We start from the raw sequence: 16158 nt of genomic DNA, 5'->3' as shown, positions 1-16158 counted from the left end.
AAAATTGTGGTGATGCTTTGCCAAAAAACGCATAAAACAGGATTAAAAAGAAAACGTTTGCTTTCTCAGGGGCTTTTTTGCCGCAGGTCAATTCCCTTTGTGAAGTGGATCGCAGATAATAGCGCCCCGGTTTGCACACCGGGAATCCAGGAGAGTTCATGTACTACCCCTTCGTTCGAAAAGCCCTTTTCCAGCTCGACCCCGAGCGCGCTCACGAATTTACCTTCCAGCAAATGCGCCGCATTACCGGCACGCCCCTTGAAGCGCTGCTGCGCCAGAAAGTGCCGTCTAAACCGGTGAGCTGCATGGGGCTGACGTTTAAAAACCCGCTGGGGCTTGCCGCAGGCCTTGATAAAAACGGCGAGTGCATCGACGCGCTCGGCGCGCTGGGTTTTGGATCGGTGGAAATCGGCACCGTGACGCCGCGCCCGCAGCCGGGCAACGACAAGCCGCGTCTGTTCCGCCTGGTCGAAGCGGAAGGGCTGATTAACCGCATGGGCTTTAATAATCTCGGCGTGGATAACCTGGTAGAGAACGTCAAAAAAGCGCATTTTGACGGCGTGCTCGGCATTAATATTGGTAAAAATAAAGATACGCCGGTAGAACAGGGTAAAGATGACTACCTGATTTGTATGGAAAAAGTATTTCCTTACGCCGGGTATATCGCGATTAATATCTCGTCACCGAATACGCCTGGCCTGCGCTCGCTGCAATATGGCGACGCGCTCGACGATCTCCTTGCCGCTATTAAAAATCAGCAGCAAGTGCTTTCGCAAAAGCACCATAAATATGTACCCGTGGCGGTTAAGATCGCACCGGATCTTTCGCTGGAAGAATTGATCCAGGTGGCCGATAGCCTGGTGCGCCATAATATCGATGGGGTTATTGCGACCAATACGACACTCGATCGCAGCCTGGTTCAGGGCATGAAATATTGCGACGAAACGGGCGGATTAAGCGGCCGTCCTCTGCAATTAAAAAGTACGGAAATCATTCGCCTGTTAAGCCAGGAGCTGCAAGGACGCCTGCCGATTATCGGCGTCGGTGGTATTGATTCTGTTATTGCCGCGCGGGAAAAAATAGCCGCTGGCGCTTCGCTTATTCAGATCTATTCCGGCTTTATTTTTAAAGGGCCGCCGCTTGTTAAAGAAATTGTGACCCACCTTTAAGCATTTCCCCCTTTAAGACCGCCAGGGCTTTATTTTCAGCCCTGGTTGTTTTATATTCCGCGATTGTTGCTAATTTAAACGTCATAGTCTTAGATTAATGAGGGAATAAACGAAGCGGCAAAAAAGGGAAATAATTTTAAGTTTCATCGCAGTGGGGGGTAGTGATGCGTATAAAGCCGGACGATAACTGGCGTTGGTATTATGATGATGAGCACGACCGGATGATGCTCGATCTGGCCAACGGCATGCTGTTTCGCTCGCGTTTTGCCCGCAAAATGTTGACGCCCGACGCGTTTGATCCTTCCGGATTCTGCGTTGATGACGCCGCACTCTGGTTCTCCTTCGATGAAAAATGCCGTGAGCTTCCTCTCGCCGCTGAACAGCGCGCCGAACTGGTACTGAACGCCCTCGTCGCTATCCGCTTCCTGAAACCTCAGATGCCGAAAAGCTGGCATTTCTTAACCCATGACGACGCCGAATGGTCGCCGTGCTGTGGCGATGCCGCCTGCGTATGGCTGAGCGACAGCGGCGAAGCGGTCTGCCTGCTGGTGGTCGAGCCTGGTGATAACGCGACGCTCTGCCTGCTGGCGCAGCCTGCGTTGACGCTTGCGGGCCGCGCGATGCAACTGGGTGATGCGATTAAAGTGATGAATGACAGGCTCAAACCGCTGGCGAACGCCCCGCAGCTGAGCCTTGATCAGGCGGTCTAACGCGCGAGCCGAATCGGGCCTGCCGGCACGCAGCTACAGCTTAAAAACGTGCCGTCGTCGCTGAGCGCGCTTTTCTTCAATGGCGTAACTTCCCCTTCCAGCAGCGTCACGCGACAACTGCCGCAAATCCCGGCGCGACAGGAGTAGGGTACCCGAATGCCCTGCTGTTCAAGCTGCTCCAGCACCACTTGCTGATTATTCCCGTTAAAGCTTTTGCCTTCCCATTCGACAGACACCTGCGCCGCTGCGTTTACCGCAGGCGTCACGCTCTCTTCCACGTCGCCTGCACCATAGAGCCGCGCCGGCCCGGTCGAAAGCACTTCAACGCGATCGCCTGCGCGGATCACACCACTGTTGCGGGCAATGAGATTCTGGCCGAAATCGACATCGCCGTTATCCAGCGCCGTGCGGAATTTTTGCAGCGTCGCCAGCGGCTCGCCGCTCGGGTGTTTGCGTCCGCGCTCGGGGCTGACGGTGGTAAATACGCAGCGGCTGCACGGTTTAGCAACATCAAACACCACGTCGCCAATGCGGATCACTTTCCAGGTATCCTCCGCCCACGCCTCAACGCCCGTCACAACCAGATTCGGGCGGAACTGATTCATCGTCACACCCGCCGGGCAGCGCTTTTGCAGATCGCGCAGCGAGGCTTCGTTAGCAAGCAGGTACGGGAATCCATCGGCGAAACCGAGCGGTACGCCTGGGTGAAGTTTAACGCGGCGCGTGAGCGATGGGCCGACCCAGCGCAGCTGCACATCGCGGCCAAAAAAGCCGCTCAGCCACTGGTTAACGCTTTCGGGCGCGATAAGCGCGGTGAAATGGTTGCCCCAGACTTCCGTCGGCGCGGGGGCGGTCGCGAAATCAGCGAAGCGAATCGCGGCGCTGCTGCCGTCCGGCGCAGTGAGGTGCAACCCGTCCGGCAGCAGCGCGGGCGTGAAGAGCACCATTTGCGGATACTGGCGCGCGGTAATAAAGGTGCCATCGGTTTCCGTCACCATAAACGCGCGGTCAAATGTCAGGCCGCTGACGTCCGCCAGCGCGTGAGAGACCTGCAACCCACGCATCGATTTCACCGGATGAATAAAAAGCTGCGATAAAACCATGGCGTACGCCCTCCCGGCATAAGAAATAGAAGGGCAACTTTATGACATGCGTGCGGGATTGGCTATAATGCGCCACAATTTTCTTTTTACTGAAGTGACGATATGAAAGCTTTGTTTGCCAGTACGGCGCGTGGGCTCGAAGAGCTGTTAAAAACTGAACTGGAAAACCTGGGCGCGCAGGAGTGCCAGGTGGTTCAGGGAGGCGTGCATTTTCAGGGCGATGCGGCTCTGGTTTATCAAAGCCTGATGTGGAGCCGTCTTGCGTCGCGTATTTTGCTGCCGCTTGGCGAGTGCGCGGTGTACAGCGATCTGGATCTCTATCTGGGCGTTCAGGCTATCGACTGGACGAGCATTTTCGCGCCTGACGCCACGTTTGCCGTTCATTTCAGCGGTCTTAACGACACCATCCGCAACAGCCAGTATGGCGCCATGAAGGTCAAAGACGCGATTGTCGACGCTTTCACCCGTAAAAATCTGCCGCGCCCGAGCGTGGATCGCGAGCTGCCGGATCTGCGCATTAACGTCTGGCTGAATAAAGACACCGCCAGTATTGCCATCGATCTTAGCGGCGAAGGCCTGCACCAGCGTGGCTACCGCGATCGCACCGGCCAGGCCCCCATCAAAGAGAACCTGGCGGCGGCGATTGTGATGCGCTCCGGCTGGCAGCCGGGCACGCCGCTGCTCGACCCGATGTGCGGCTCCGGCACGCTGCTGATTGAAGCGGCGATGATCGCCACCGATCGCGCACCGGGCCTGCATCGTACCCACTGGGGCTTTAACGGCTGGGCGCAGCATGACGAAAGCCTATGGAAAGAGGTGAAAACCGAAGCGCAGGTGCGCGCCCGTCGAGGCCTTAGCGAATATGCCTCGCGTTTTTACGGCTCCGATAACGATGCGCGCGTCATTGAGCGCGCCCGCACCAACGCCCGTCGCGCCGGTCTTGCCGACATCATTACCTTCGCCGCGCAGGATGTGACAAATCTGACCAATCCGCTGCCGGAAGGGCCGACCGGCACCGTTATCAGCAACCCGCCTTACGGTGAGCGTCTGGAGAGTGAACCGGCGCTGATCGCGCTGCACAGCCTGCTTGGCCGCATTATGAAAAACCAGTTCGGCGGCTGGAATCTGTCGCTGTTTAGCGCCTCGCCAGAGCTGTTAAGCTGCCTGCAACTGCGTGCAGACCGCCAGTTCAAAGCGAAAAACGGCCCACTCGATTGTGTACAGAAAAACTATCGTCTGGCCCCGACGCAGCCGGGCGCAGCACCGGCGCAGATAGCGGAAGATTACGCCAACCGTCTGCGTAAAAATCTGAAGAAGCTGGAGAAGTGGGCGAAACAGGAAGGCATTGAATGTTATCGCCTGTATGATGCCGACCTGCCGGATTACAACGTGGCGGTGGACCGCTACGCCGACTGGGTGGTGATTCAGGAATATGCGCCGCCGAAGACCATCGAGCCGGAAAAAGCGCGCCAGCGTCTGTTCGACGTGATTGCCGCCACGCTCTCGGTGCTCGGCCTTGCGCCGAATAAGCTGGTGCTGAAAACCCGCGAACGCCAGAAAGGCAAAAATCAGTATGAGAAACTGGCCCAGAAGGGCGAGTTTATGGAAGTGCATGAATTTAACGCGCGTCTGCTGGTCAACCTGACGGATTATCTGGATACCGGCTTGTTCCTTGATCACCGCATCGCGCGCCGGATGCTCGGCCAGATGAGTAAAGGCAAAGATTTCCTGAACCTCTTCTCCTATACCGGCAGCGCCAGCGTTCATGCAGGGCTCGGCGGCGCGCGCTCCACCACGACGGTGGATATGTCGCGCACGTATCTGGAGTGGGCGGAGCGCAACTTACGTCTCAACGGGCTGAGCGGCCGTGCGCATCGCCTGATTCAGGCCGACTGCCTGAGCTGGCTTGCCGAGAGCGATGAACAGTTCGACCTGATCTTTATCGATCCGCCGACATTCTCTAACTCCAAGCGTATGGAGGAGACATTCGACGTGCAGCGCGATCATCTGCGCCTGATGAAAGATCTCAAGCGTCTGCTGCGTCGCGACGGGACAATTATGTTTTCCAATAACAAGCGTGGGTTCAAGATGGATCACGAAGGGCTTGCGGCCCTGGGCCTGAAAGCGCAAGACATCACACAAAAAACGCTCTCTCAGGACTTCGCGCGCAACCGCCAGATCCACAATTGCTGGCTTGTTACTCACCAGACCAAGGACTAAGAATTATGTCGTTAATCAGTATGCATGGCGCCTGGCTCTCATTCAGCGATGCGCCGCTGCTCGATAATGCTGAACTGCATATCGAAGAAAATGAGCGTGTCTGTCTGGTAGGGCGTAACGGGGCCGGTAAATCGACCCTGATGAAAATCATTAACCATGAGTTGCCGCTGGACGATGGTCGCATCGTCTATGAGCAAGATCTGGTGGTCGCACGTCTGCAACAGGACCCGCCGCGAAATGTCGCTGGCAGCGTTTATGATTTTGTTGCCGAAGGCGTGGCGGAGCAGGCTGAATACCTGAAGCGTTATCACCAGATTTCACATCTGGTGATGAGCGATCCGAGCGAGAAAAACCTGTCGGAGCTCGCGAAAGTGCAGGAGATGCTGGAGCACCACGATTTGTGGCAGCTCGAAAACCGCATTACCGAAGTGCTGGCGCAGCTGGAGCTTGACGCCGACACGCCGCTCGCGTCGCTTTCCGGCGGCTGGCTGCGTAAAGCGGCGCTGGGCCGTGCGCTGGTCAGCGCGCCGCGCGTGCTGCTGCTCGATGAGCCGACCAACCATCTGGATATCGAAACCATCGACTGGCTGGAAACTTTCCTGAAATCGTTCTCCGGCAGTATCGTTTTTATCTCGCATGACCGTTCGTTTATCCGCAATATGGCGACGCGCATCGTTGACCTGGACCGCGGCAAGCTGGTCTCCTATCCCGGCGATTACGACAAATATCTGGTAGCGAAAGAAGAAGCGCTGCGCGTTGAAGAGCTGCAAAACGCCGAATTTGACCGCAAGCTGGCGCAGGAAGAGGTATGGATCCGCCAGGGCATTAAAGCGCGCCGTACCCGTAATGAAGGCCGCGTGCGTGCGCTGAAGGCGATGCGTCGCGAGCGTGGCGAACGCCGCGAAGTGATGGGCAGCGCGAAGATGCAGGTGGAAGAGGCGACGCGCTCCGGCAAAATCGTCTTTGAGCTGGAGAACGTCAATTACCGCCTCGGCGAGAAAGTGCTGGTGAAAGACTTCTCCGCCCAGGTACAGCGCGGCGACAAAATCGCGCTGGTGGGGCCAAACGGCTGCGGTAAAACCACGCTGCTTAAACTGATGCTCGGCCAGCTGAAAGCTGACAGCGGTCGCGTGCATTGCGGCACTAAACTGGAAGTGGCGTACTTCGACCAGCACCGCGCGGAGCTCGATCCGGAACGTACCGTGATGGACAATCTGGCCGAAGGCAAACAGGAAGTGATGGTCAACGGCAAACCGCGCCACGTGCTCGGTTATCTGCAGGACTTCCTGTTCCATCCGAAGCGCGCCATGACGCCGGTGCGTGCGCTCTCCGGCGGTGAACGTAACCGCCTGTTGCTGGCGCGTCTGTTCCTCAAGCCCAGCAACCTGCTGATCCTCGATGAACCGACCAACGACCTCGACGTCGAAACGCTGGAACTGCTGGAAGAGCTTATCGACAGCTATCAGGGTACCGTGCTGCTGGTGAGCCACGATCGTCAGTTTGTGGACAACACCGTGACCGAATGCTGGATTTTCGAAGGCGAAGGCCGTATCGGCCAGTATGTGGGCGGCTATCACGATGCCCGTGGTCAGCAGGCGTCGTCGCGCGCGATGCAGCAGACGACGGCGAAAAAAGCGGAGCCGGTGGCGGAGTCGAAGGCAGAAACTGTCAAACGAGGCAGCAACAAACTAAGCTATAACTTGCAGCGCGAACTGGAGCAGTTGCCCGCCCGTCTTGAGACGCTGGAGGCAGAGCTTGAGGCATTGCAGGCGAAAGTCAGCGACGCGTCGTTCTTTAACCAGCCTCACGACGTAACGCAGGATGTGCTGGCGCAGCTGAGCGCTGCCGAAGCGGCACTGGAAGAAGCGTTTGAGCGCTGGGAATATCTTGAATCACTTAAAAACGGCTGATTATTCAGGAACCCGCATGCGTGAACGTCATCATGCGGGCGAGCATATGCTCTGCCCGCAATGCGATCTTCTGGTCAGGCTCCCGGCGCTAATGCCGGGACAAAAGGCGCATTGCCCTCGCTGTGACACCACGCTTGCCGTCGAGTGGGCGGCACCCCGCCAGCGTCCGACGGCGTATGCGCTGGCGGCGCTGTTCATGCTGCTGCTCTCCAACCTTTTTCCCTTCGTCAATATGGAAGCGGCAGGCGTCAGCAGCGAAGTGACAATGCTGGAAATTCCGCGCGTCCTGTTTAACGAAGATTACGCGAGCCTCGGCTCGCTGTTTATGCTGTTTGTTCAGCTGGTGCCTGCGTTCTGTCTGGTCACCATCCTGTTACTGGTCAACCGCGTTACGCTGCCGCCACGGCTTAAAATCGCGATGGCCCGCGTACTTTTTCAGCTGCGCAGCTGGGGGATGGCGGAAATTTTCCTCGCGGGCGTGCTGGTGAGTTTCGTCAAGCTGATTGCCTATGGCGATATCGGCATTGGCAGCAGCTTTATCCCCTGGTGTCTCTTCTGCATCCTGCAGCTTCGTGCTTTTCAGTGCGTCGACCGCCGCTGGCTCTGGAACGATATCGCGCCGATGCCGACGGTATCTCAGCCGCTGAAAGTAGGCGTCGCTGGTATCCGTCAGGGGTTGCGCGCGTGCCCGTGCTGCACCGCTATCCTTACCGGCGAAGAGGGGCGCTGTCCGCGCTGCCATACGTACGGTCACGTTCGCCGCAAACACAGTCTCCAGTGGACGGTCTCGCTGCTGGTCTGCTCCATTATGCTTTATCTGCCCGCGAATCTGCTGCCTATCATGATTACCGATCTGCTCGGCGACAGAATGCCTTCCACCATTATTGCGGGCGTAATCCTTATCTGGAACGAAGGCTCTTACCCGGTGGCGCTGGTGATTTTCCTTGCCAGTATTATGGTGCCGACGCTTAAGATGATTGCCCTCGGCTGGCTGTGCCTTGACGCTAAAGGCTATGGCCGTCAGGAGCGCGAGCGAATGCATCTGATGTATGAAGTGGTGGAGTTTGTCGGCCGCTGGTCGATGATCGACGTTTTTGTGATTGCCGTGCTGTCTGCGCTGGTCCGTATGGGCGCGCTGATGAATATTTATCCGGCCAGGGGAGCGGTCATGTTTGCGATGGTGGTGATTGTCACCATGTTTGCCGCGATGACCTTTGACCCGCGTCTCTCCTGGGACCGTGAGTCTGATTCAAGTTATGAGGAGTTACCCGAACATGGAAAATAATCGCGGGGAAGCGAAGATTAAACGGGTGAAGAACTGGTCGCCTGTCTGGATCTTCCCGATTATTACCGCGCTTATCGGCGCCTGGATCCTGTTTTATCACTACAGCCATCAGGGGCCGGTCGTGACGCTGATGACCACCAACGCGGAAGGTATTGAAGGGGGCAAAACCACCATCAAGAGCCGCAGCGTCGATGTGGGCGTGGTGGAAAGCGCGGTACTGACGGATGATTTGCATCACGTCGAGATCAAAGCACGTATGAACCCCGGTATGGAAAAGCTGCTGTATGGCGATTCCGTCTTCTGGGTGGTGAAGCCGCAGATTGGGCGTGAAGGCGTTACCGGCCTGAATACGCTGCTTTCCGGCTCTTACATTGAACTTCAGCCGGGCTCGAAAGGCAGCGTGCCGGAATCTTACAAGCTGCTCGACGCGCCGCCGCTGGCACCGCCGGATGCGAAAGGGATTCGCGTCATCCTCGACAGTAACAAAGCCGGGCAACTTAACCCGGGCGATCCGGTGCTGTTTCGCGGCTATCGCGTCGGTTCGGTGGAAACCAGTACGTTTGACCCACAAAAGCGATCCATCAGCTATCAGCTTTTCATCAATGCGCCGAACGATCGGCTGGTGACCAGCAACGTGCGTTTCTGGAAAGACAGCGGGATCGCGGTCGATCTCAGCTCCTCCGGTATGCGCGTGGAAATGGGATCGCTTAGCACGCTCTTTAGCGGCGGCGTCAGTTTTGACGTGCCGGATGGCTGGGAACTCGGCCAGCCGGTAGCGGAGAAGACCGCGTTTACGCTCTACGACGATCAGCGCAGCATTCAGGAGTCGCTCTATACCGAACATATCGATTACCTGATGTTCTTTAAAGACACCATTCGCGGTCTGCAGCCTGGCGCGCCGGTAGAGTTTCGTGGCATTCGTCTCGGTACTGTTGCGCAGGTGCCATTCTTTGTGCCTGGCTTGCATCAGGCGGTCACTACCGATTACCGCATTCCTGTGCTGGTTCGCATTGAGCCGGAGCGTCTGGCGAATCAGATTGGCGAAGATCCGAACATCGCCAGTCATATGCATGAACTGTTGAAGAAAGGCCTGCGCGCCACGCTCAAAACCGGCAATCTGGTGACCGGGCAGCTGTTTGTCGATCTCGATTTCTATCCGAAAGCGCCGCCGGTCACCGATATGGCGAGCTTTAATGGATATCCGGTGATCCCCACAGTGAGCAGCGGGCTTGCGCAAATCCAGCAGCGTCTAATGGATACGCTGGATAAAATTAACAATCTGCCGCTCAACCCAATGATTGAACAGGCCACCAATACGCTCTCGGAAAGCCAGCGCACTATGCGCCGCCTGCAGACGACGCTCGATAACCTGAATCAGCTGACCTCCAGCCAGTCGGCGCAGGAGCTGCCGGCGGATATGCAGAAAACGCTGCGTGAGCTTAACCGCAGCATGCAGGGCTTCCAGCCAGGCTCTGCCGCCTATAACAAAATGGTGGCGGATATGCAGCGTCTGGATCAGGTCTTGCGTGAGCTTCAGCCGGTGCTGCGCACGCTCAATGAGAAGAGCAACGCGCTGGTGTTTGAATCGAAAGAGAAAAAGGACCCGCAGCCGAAGAGGGCGAAAGAATGAAAAAATGGCTCCCGTTTGTCGCCGTTGCGCTACTGAGCGCCTGTAGCACCACACAGGAAACCACCTGGTATCAGCTCCCGGCGTCTACGGCGCCGGTGACCCGCAGCGCGCCGATGGACAGTCAGCATCTGCTCTGGGTGGAGCAGGTGTCGGTGCCCGATTATCTCGCGGGTAACGGCGTGGTCTACCAGACGACCGACGTGCAGTATGTCATCGCCAGCCAGAACCTGTGGGCCAGCCCGCTGGATCAGCAACTGCGTAATACGCTGGTGACGAATCTGAGCGCCACGCTGCCGGGCTGGGTGGTTTCCGCCCAGCCGCTGGGGGCTGAGCAGGATACGCTGAACGTCAACGTGACCGGCTTTCATGGCCGTTATGACGGGCGCGTGATTGTAAGCGGCGAATGGCTACTCAAGCACAAAGGGCAACTTATCAAGCGGCCTTTCTATACTGAGCTTAAGCAGCAACAGGATGGTTATGACGCGATGGTGAAAACGCTGGCGCAGGCCTGGCAGCAGCAGGCGAAAACCATTGCCGATGAGGTTGCGCGTCAGCCATAAAAAATTTGAATGATGTTAAAAGCCGTCGTCTTCTTCTTAAAGAGGGCGGCGGCTTTCTCTTTTATGCCAGTCAGATAAGCTCAATACCTGCTCAATTTTTGTATAAATGTTATCCAGATTAGCTCACAAATATGACATTGGCGTGAATTTTGCGCATTGACGTTCCCTGGGTTTACAGGTATTCGTAAAGGGTGATTGCGCAAAATGTAATCACTGTTTTCTTTTCCACCAGACCTGAAATGAGGGAAACGAGGCATGAAGAGACAAAAAAGAGATCGCCTGGAACGGGCACATCATCGTGGTTATCAGGCCGGTATCACCGGACGCTCGAAAGAAATGTGTCCTTACCAGACCCTGAATCAGAGGTCTTATTGGCTGGGAGGCTGGCGAGAAGCCATGGAGGACAGGGCTCAGATTGCGTGAGCTTGTCTCTTTAAAAAGAAACCTCCGCTATGCGGAGGTTTCGCCTTTCTGAATGCTGAGAAAAACTATCAGAAAGCGGAGGTGTCCTGGAACAGGCCCACTTTCAGGTCAGTCGCGGTGTAGATCTGTTTGCCGTCGACCAGCACTTCGCCATCGGCAATGCCCATTACCAGACGGCGGTTGACTACGCGTTTGAAGTGAATGCGATAGGTCACTTTTTTCGCACTCGGCAGTACCTGACCCGTAAATTTCACTTCGCCCACGCCCAGCGCGCGGCCTTTACCTTCGCCGCCCAGCCAGCCTAAGTAGAAGCCGACCAGCTGCCACATAGCGTCAAGGCCGAGGCAGCCTGGCATTACCGGGTCGCCGATGAAATGGCAGCCAAAGAACCACATATCCGGGTTGATATCCAGTTCCGCTTCCACGTAACCCTTATCAAAGTTACCGCCGGTTTCGGTCATTTTCACCACGCGGTCCATCATTAACATGTTGGGTGCCGGCAGTTGCGGGCCGTTCGCGCCGAACAGCTCGCCGCGCCCGGAGGCAAGAAGGTCTTCTTTCGTATAGGATTCGCGTTTGTCTACCATGTTCTCAGTATGCCTTATTTTAGTGAAGCCCGCAGGTTAGCTAACACGTGTACGCTGAACAAGTCCGATCAGTTGTGGTTAAACCAGTTCATCCAGCGTAACGGCCACGGACGCTGACGGATATCCTGCTGCGTCGCCTGCGCGATTCGCTCGCCGATAACCCCAAGCAGTGTCGTCTGGCCTTCGCCATCCCACGGGAGAGTCGTTAATAAGGGTAGCGCATCTATGACATCATCAATCGCCCAGATGGAAAACTGCCCCTGATCGACCGCGTCCAGAATCGCCTGATTCAGCGATAAATGACGCACGTTAGCCGAAGGAATAATCACGCCCTGTTTGCCCGTTAAGCCACGGGCCTGACAGACGGTGAAGAAGCCTTCGATTTTTTCATTCAGTCCGCCGACTGGCTGCGCGCGGCCAAACTGGTCCACGGAGCCGGTAATAGCAATCTGCTGATTGAGCGGCGCATTGGCCAGCGCGCTGATAAGCGCGCACAGCTCGGCCATTGAGGCGCTGTCGCCGTCCACTTCGCTATAGGACTGCTCAAACGTCAGCGAGGCAGAGAAGGGCATCTGTTGCTCCAGATCCAGCTCGGCCATCAGAAACGCCTGCATGATCATCATGCCTTTGGCGTGGATATTGCCGCCGAGTTCAGCCTTGCGCTCGATATCGGTAAATTCGCCGTCGCCAATATGCACCACGCAACTGATGCGCGATGGCTCGCCAAATGCGCGCGGATGCCCAGGAAATTCCACCACCGAAAGCGCGTTAATCTGACCGATGCGCTCGCCTTCGGTTTCGACCAAAAGCTGGCCGAGCAGAATTTCATCCTGCATACGCTCTGCGAGATACCCCTCACGCCAGGCGCGGCGCGCGAGCATCTCAGAAAATTGCGCTGCGGTGAATGTCGCGCCGTCGCAAAAGGCGGCCACTTCAGTTAACTGGCGCGCCATCCAGAGCGGATCGAGCGGCAACGTTTCCTGGTCACCCGTATAGCGCACCGCTTCACGAATGATAAGGGGCCAGGCGTCGCTTGCCGGTGCAGGCAACGCAAGCTGGGCGGCCTGCGCGCAGACCCAACTGCACCAGAGCGCGATATCGTCTTCGTCAGCGATTTGCAGGTCGTCTTCATATTCGCTGTAGATAGCCTGCTGCGCGAGTACCGGCTCCATCTCCTGAAAATCCGCCAGTGATTCACGATCGCCTACCAGCACGACGCGAAGGTTAAGCGACAGAGAAGGAACAGACACCGGCAGCGGGCGGGTCTCGTCCGGAGCGACCCAGTCGAAGCGTTTCGTGACGACCATCTGCTTCAGACGCAGCCACAAGAGCGGCTGCAGAAGCAGTGTTTTCAGCGGCACGACCAGAATGCCCCCGTTGGCTTTATGTACCAGGCCCGGCTCAAGCGAAATCTGGCCTGCAAACTGTCTGACACAGCCAAACAGCTCGGCCGCATCAGCCCAGGTAGCGACCACCACATCGCGCTGTACGGCGAAATCGCCCGGTGTCGCATTCGGTGGTGTCAGCGTCACGCTCTGGTTTTCAATACGATAATGACCGCCGACCAGTTCTGACTGGTGCGGCAGTAATGCTTTCGCGGTACTGGCGATAAGCTCCAGCAAAGGCTTCTCTTCGTCAGCCTTAACCAGCATGAAATCATTTACAGGACGTGGCGCGCACAGCTGGCTTAGTCCGTCGTGAAGGCGAGGCTGAAGCGCCTCAAAATCAAGCGCGTCTGCAAAACCGGCATCCATTTCAGCAAAGCGGGACCGGAAGGTCTCCGTATCGGGTACAAGCGCTTGTGATGTAAGTCTGTTAATGGTCAATGTCGAGGTTTTTTAGTCAGATGTAAAAGGCGAGATTATAGCGTAATGGGCGGATCAACACACCGGAAATGCCACTATTGCCCTGCAGAATCTCCCCATGCGTCACAGACGTTTATTTCCCCTCAGCGAATCGAAAAAAAACTGTTATCCTGAAATGAGTTACACGGTCATCCTGAGATCGCAATGAAATACCAACAACTCGAAAATCTGGAAAGCGGCTGGAAGTGGAAATATCTGGTGAAAAAGCATCGCGAAGGCGAGCTGATCACCCGGTATGTTGAAGCCAGCGCCGCGAAAGAGGCGGTGGATCTCTTGCTGGGTATGGAAAACGAACCGGTAAGAGTGCTGGGCTGGATTGATCAGCATATGAACCCGGCGCTGCAAAACCGCCTGAAACAGACGATTCGCGCCCGTCGTAAGCGGCATTTTAATGCTGAGCATCAGCATACCCGTAAAAAATCCATCGATCTGGAATTTATGGTCTGGCAGCGTCTCGCAGGCCTTGCGCAGCGCCGCGGCATCACCCTTTCAGAAACAATCGTGCAACTGATTGAAGACGCCGAGCGCAAAGAGAAATATGAAAACCATATGTCGACGCTGAAACAGGATTTACAGGCATTGCTGGGGAAGAAAGAGTAACCCGAGAAGGCTCATGAGAGGGCGAGGCGGTTCTTTTTTGCTCCTACATGCAGCAGAGAAATAACTTCTGGCTGTAAAAGTAACAATGCGCTTAAGCGCATCTCATCAGAAATTCAATTTTACGGACAACAAAAAACCCCGCCGTGGCGGGGTTTTTCTTAACGTTTAACTTAAGCCTGCGGCTGAGTTACAACGTCTTTAACGCCTTTAACTTCGATCTCTACGCGACGATCCGGACCCAGGCACTCGATCAGAGCAGCGCGAGGTTTCACGTTGTCACAGGTGTTGCCAGTGACCGGATTGGATTCGCCCATACCACGTGCGGAGATCTTGTTGGACGGGATACCTTTGGAGATCAGGTAGTCAACAACGGACTGTGCACGTTTCTCGGACAGACCCTGGTTGTAAGCGTCAGAACCGATACGGTCGGTGAAGCCCAGAACCACGACGGAACCGTCTTTCGGATCCAGGTTGCTCAGCTGAGAGTACAGCTGATCCAGCGCCTGCTGACCTTCCGGTTTCAGGGTCGCTTTGTTGAAGTTGAACAGAACGTCAGACTTCAGGGTGAAGTGCTTGGTCTGTACTTCCGGAGCCGGAGCCGGAGCCGGAGCTACAACCGGAGCTGCATCTTCCTGCTGACCGAAACGGTAGGAAACACCTACGCTCAGCATGCCGTTGTCCGGACGAGCGCCAACAGTCTGCGCGTCACCAATGTTGTTAACCCACTGGTATTCCAGACGGGTAGCGATATCGCGGGTCATCGCCCACTCAACGCCGCCAGCGAATACCGGAGAAACGCCGGTGTCGTGGTCGTCGCCGCCGATGTTAGAAGAGGAGTCAGCACGCCATACCATGCCGCCCAGACGGGTGTATACGTCCAGGTCGTCGGTTACCGGGTAACCCAGTTTAGCGGTCAGCTGTACGCCCTGAGCTTTGAAAGCGCCGTTTACAGTGTCGCCTTTATACGGCATGCGGCCCAGCCAGTCGTAGCCCATTTCGAAACCAACGTACGGGTTAACCTGGTAACCACCGAACGCGCCTGCGCCCAGCTGGCTTTCGTGAGTCGGGCCGTCGTTAGGAATAAAACCGGTATCGTGGAACTGGGACCAACCCAGTTTGCCACCTGCGTACCAGGTGTTATCTTTCGGTGCGGCCTGCGCTACGGTAGCGAAGCCAGCCAGTGCCACTGCAATCGCGATAGCTGTCTTTTTCATTTTTTGCGCCTCGTTATCATCCAAAAAGGCCATGCGCTTTTCCTTGGGAAAAGTTCACGGTTAAATCCTTCACCGGGGTATAGCTCAATGGTTACTCTACCGATAATGTCGGTTTATTGATGAGCACCCTGGCGAGGTAAAGTCTACAACGTAGTTGAAAACTTACAAGTGTGAAGTCCGTCAGGCATATGAAAAAAAACAACTTGCGAAAGCAAAATTTAACATTTTTGAGGAAATTTTAATCGCTCGTAAAGTGCGAAAGCGGACCTGAGTGCCCGTCTGGCCGTTCATTCACCACTATCGCTTCTGATAAAGAGACACGCACAAAAAACTGCCAGGAATTATCCTAAAAAAGATTAATGCACCATGCCAGAGTGAATTCTTAAGGCAGAACGTGGTCGGTCACCCGGCAGAGAGGGTTGAACAGGACGCATTAAAAAACCCATAGCATTACCTTTCTCGGCCGCTGCAGTCAGACGTCGATGTTCATCATCCGTTAGATCGTCATGCAGCCAGGCAATTACCACGCTGTAGTTGCCGGTTTCCAGCGCACGGATCATAGAATCAAGCGTAACCTGCGGGTTCATCTGGCTGACCTGCATCACTTTGGTCAGCGGCAAACCAGCGGATTCCACCCATTCACGGCTAAGGCGTTGCTGCGGAGTCAGCCACAGCTGCCAGCGGGATTGCTGCCCGAGCTGCTGCAAGAGCGGCAGCAGGACCAGTTGCGTCATCCACGGCTGGTCTTCGTTGTACATCACTTCACTGATCAGGCCTCGGGTTTCCGCCTGAGCCAAAGCGCCCGCCGTTTCTTTTGCCAGACGACGTGAGCCATACGCGCGATTTTGATGAGAAGAGTACATAAAGGTCCAGCCTCGCTAG

14 protein-coding genes are annotated in these 16158 nt (G+C 56.0%); 9 read left to right on the top strand and 5 right to left on the bottom strand.

All coding sequences use genetic code 11. The annotated features are described in order from the left end of the window. Window positions 1–158: 158 nt before the first annotated feature. The gene (gene pyrD, locus G6041_RS08195) at window positions 159–1169 is read left to right on the top strand and encodes a quinone-dependent dihydroorotate dehydrogenase (protein ID WP_012125193.1); all 1011 of its coding nucleotides are present in this window, start codon (window positions 159–161) and stop codon (window positions 1167–1169) included. Window positions 1170–1333: 164 nt separating this feature from the next. Then, the gene (locus G6041_RS08190; RefSeq protein ID WP_012125192.1) at window positions 1334–1879 is read left to right on the top strand and encodes a cell division protein ZapC; all 546 of its coding nucleotides are present in this window, start codon (window positions 1334–1336) and stop codon (window positions 1877–1879) included. Here G6041_RS08190 and G6041_RS08185 read toward each other — a convergent pair. Next, entirely contained in the window at window positions 1876–2982 is a 1107-nt protein-coding gene (locus tag G6041_RS08185; RefSeq protein WP_012125191.1) for a YcbX family protein, read from the bottom strand. The genes G6041_RS08190 and G6041_RS08185 overlap by 4 nt on opposite strands. A gap of 102 nt (window positions 2983–3084) precedes the next feature. Between G6041_RS08185 and rlmKL the strand changes: the two genes are divergently transcribed. The 6 genes from rlmKL to rmf all read left to right on the top strand — a co-directional run bounded on the left by rlmKL (window position 3085) and on the right by rmf (window position 11010). After that, on the top strand, window positions 3085–5202 hold the full coding sequence (gene rlmKL, locus G6041_RS08180; protein WP_012125190.1) for a bifunctional 23S rRNA (guanine(2069)-N(7))-methyltransferase RlmK/23S rRNA (guanine(2445)-N(2))-methyltransferase RlmL: 2118 nt from the start codon (window positions 3085–3087) through the stop codon (window positions 5200–5202). Between the two features lie 5 nt (window positions 5203–5207). Next, window positions 5208–7112 (top strand): ABC transporter ATP-binding protein, encoded by a 1905-nt coding sequence (locus tag G6041_RS08175; RefSeq protein WP_012125189.1) that lies wholly within the window; start codon window positions 5208–5210, stop codon window positions 7110–7112. A gap of 16 nt (window positions 7113–7128) precedes the next feature. Then, entirely contained in the window at window positions 7129–8397 is a 1269-nt protein-coding gene (gene pqiA / locus G6041_RS08170; RefSeq protein WP_041460551.1) for a membrane integrity-associated transporter subunit PqiA, read from the top strand. After that, window positions 8387–10027, top strand: a complete 1641-nt coding sequence (pqiB, locus tag G6041_RS08165) for an intermembrane transport protein PqiB (protein ID WP_004386724.1) — start codon at window positions 8387–8389, stop codon at window positions 10025–10027. Before pqiA ends, pqiB begins: the two co-directional genes overlap by 11 nt. Continuing rightward, window positions 10024–10587: a membrane integrity-associated transporter subunit PqiC gene (gene pqiC / locus G6041_RS08160; RefSeq protein WP_007866582.1), complete on the top strand. Its 564-nt coding sequence runs from the start codon at window positions 10024–10026 to the stop codon at window positions 10585–10587. Before pqiB ends, pqiC begins: the two co-directional genes overlap by 4 nt. Before the next feature lie 255 nt (window positions 10588–10842). Then, window positions 10843–11010, top strand: a complete 168-nt coding sequence (rmf, locus tag G6041_RS08155; protein ID WP_004385424.1) for a ribosome modulation factor — start codon at window positions 10843–10845, stop codon at window positions 11008–11010. Window positions 11011–11078: 68 nt separating this feature from the next. On the opposite strand, the gene fabA is transcribed toward rmf, so the two are convergent. Both fabA and G6041_RS08145 read right to left on the bottom strand, forming a co-directional pair. After that, complete coding sequence (fabA, locus tag G6041_RS08150) at window positions 11079–11597, bottom strand: bifunctional 3-hydroxydecanoyl-ACP dehydratase/trans-2-decenoyl-ACP isomerase (protein ID WP_004385423.1); 519 nt, start codon at window positions 11595–11597, stop codon at window positions 11079–11081. Between the two features lie 68 nt (window positions 11598–11665). Then, a complete protein-coding gene (locus G6041_RS08145) occupies window positions 11666–13423 on the bottom strand; it encodes an AAA family ATPase (protein WP_041460550.1) in 1758 nt (585 codons plus the stop codon). Between the two features lie 183 nt (window positions 13424–13606). Between G6041_RS08145 and matP the strand changes: the two genes are divergently transcribed. After that, window positions 13607–14062, top strand: coding sequence for a macrodomain Ter protein MatP (gene matP, locus G6041_RS08140; RefSeq protein ID WP_007849091.1), 456 nt, complete (start codon window positions 13607–13609; stop codon window positions 14060–14062). Between the two features lie 170 nt (window positions 14063–14232). On the opposite strand, the gene ompA is transcribed toward matP, so the two are convergent. Together ompA and sulA are read right to left on the bottom strand one after the other, a co-directional pair. Continuing rightward, window positions 14233–15276 carry a porin OmpA gene (gene ompA, locus G6041_RS08135; protein WP_004385421.1) on the bottom strand — a complete coding sequence of 348 codons (1044 nt, stop codon included), beginning with the start codon at window positions 15274–15276 and terminating at the stop codon, window positions 14233–14235. 356 nt (window positions 15277–15632) lie between these two features. Next, window positions 15633–16139: an SOS-induced cell division inhibitor SulA gene (sulA, locus tag G6041_RS08130; protein ID WP_004385420.1), complete on the bottom strand. Its 507-nt coding sequence runs from the start codon at window positions 16137–16139 to the stop codon at window positions 15633–15635. Window positions 16140–16158: the final 19 nt, after the last annotated feature.

It is taken from the genome of Cronobacter sp. HA18003 (assembly GCF_011605905.1).
Lineage (GTDB): Bacteria > Pseudomonadota > Gammaproteobacteria > Enterobacterales > Enterobacteriaceae > Cronobacter > Cronobacter sakazakii.
The sequence above is the reverse complement of the archived record's forward strand: the minus strand, read 5'-3'. Positions and strand labels throughout refer to the sequence as shown.

What these genes read in the sequence shown, in the direction of transcription:
- fabA (WP_004385423.1), bottom strand. Translation starts at nt 11,597, where the DNA reads ATGGTAGACAAACGCGAATCCTATACGAAAGAAGACCTTCTTGCCTCC.
- G6041_RS08190 (WP_012125192.1), top strand. Translation starts at nt 1,334, where the DNA reads ATGCGTATAAAGCCGGACGATAACTGGCGTTGGTATTATGATGATGAG.
- pqiC (WP_007866582.1), top strand. Translation starts at nt 10,024, where the DNA reads ATGAAAAAATGGCTCCCGTTTGTCGCCGTTGCGCTACTGAGCGCCTGT.
- sulA (WP_004385420.1), bottom strand. Translation starts at nt 16,139, where the DNA reads ATGTACTCTTCTCATCAAAATCGCGCGTATGGCTCACGTCGTCTGGCA.
- pqiB (WP_004386724.1), top strand. Translation starts at nt 8,387, where the DNA reads ATGGAAAATAATCGCGGGGAAGCGAAGATTAAACGGGTGAAGAACTGG.
- pqiA (WP_041460551.1), top strand. Translation starts at nt 7,129, where the DNA reads ATGCGTGAACGTCATCATGCGGGCGAGCATATGCTCTGCCCGCAATGC.
- ompA (WP_004385421.1), bottom strand. Translation starts at nt 15,276, where the DNA reads ATGAAAAAGACAGCTATCGCGATTGCAGTGGCACTGGCTGGCTTCGCT.
- pyrD (WP_012125193.1), top strand. Translation starts at nt 159, where the DNA reads ATGTACTACCCCTTCGTTCGAAAAGCCCTTTTCCAGCTCGACCCCGAG.
- matP (WP_007849091.1), top strand. Translation starts at nt 13,607, where the DNA reads ATGAAATACCAACAACTCGAAAATCTGGAAAGCGGCTGGAAGTGGAAA.
- G6041_RS08185 (WP_012125191.1), bottom strand. Translation starts at nt 2,982, where the DNA reads ATGGTTTTATCGCAGCTTTTTATTCATCCGGTGAAATCGATGCGTGGG.
- rmf (WP_004385424.1), top strand. Translation starts at nt 10,843, where the DNA reads ATGAAGAGACAAAAAAGAGATCGCCTGGAACGGGCACATCATCGTGGT.
- G6041_RS08175 (WP_012125189.1), top strand. Translation starts at nt 5,208, where the DNA reads ATGTCGTTAATCAGTATGCATGGCGCCTGGCTCTCATTCAGCGATGCG.
- rlmKL (WP_012125190.1), top strand. Translation starts at nt 3,085, where the DNA reads ATGAAAGCTTTGTTTGCCAGTACGGCGCGTGGGCTCGAAGAGCTGTTA.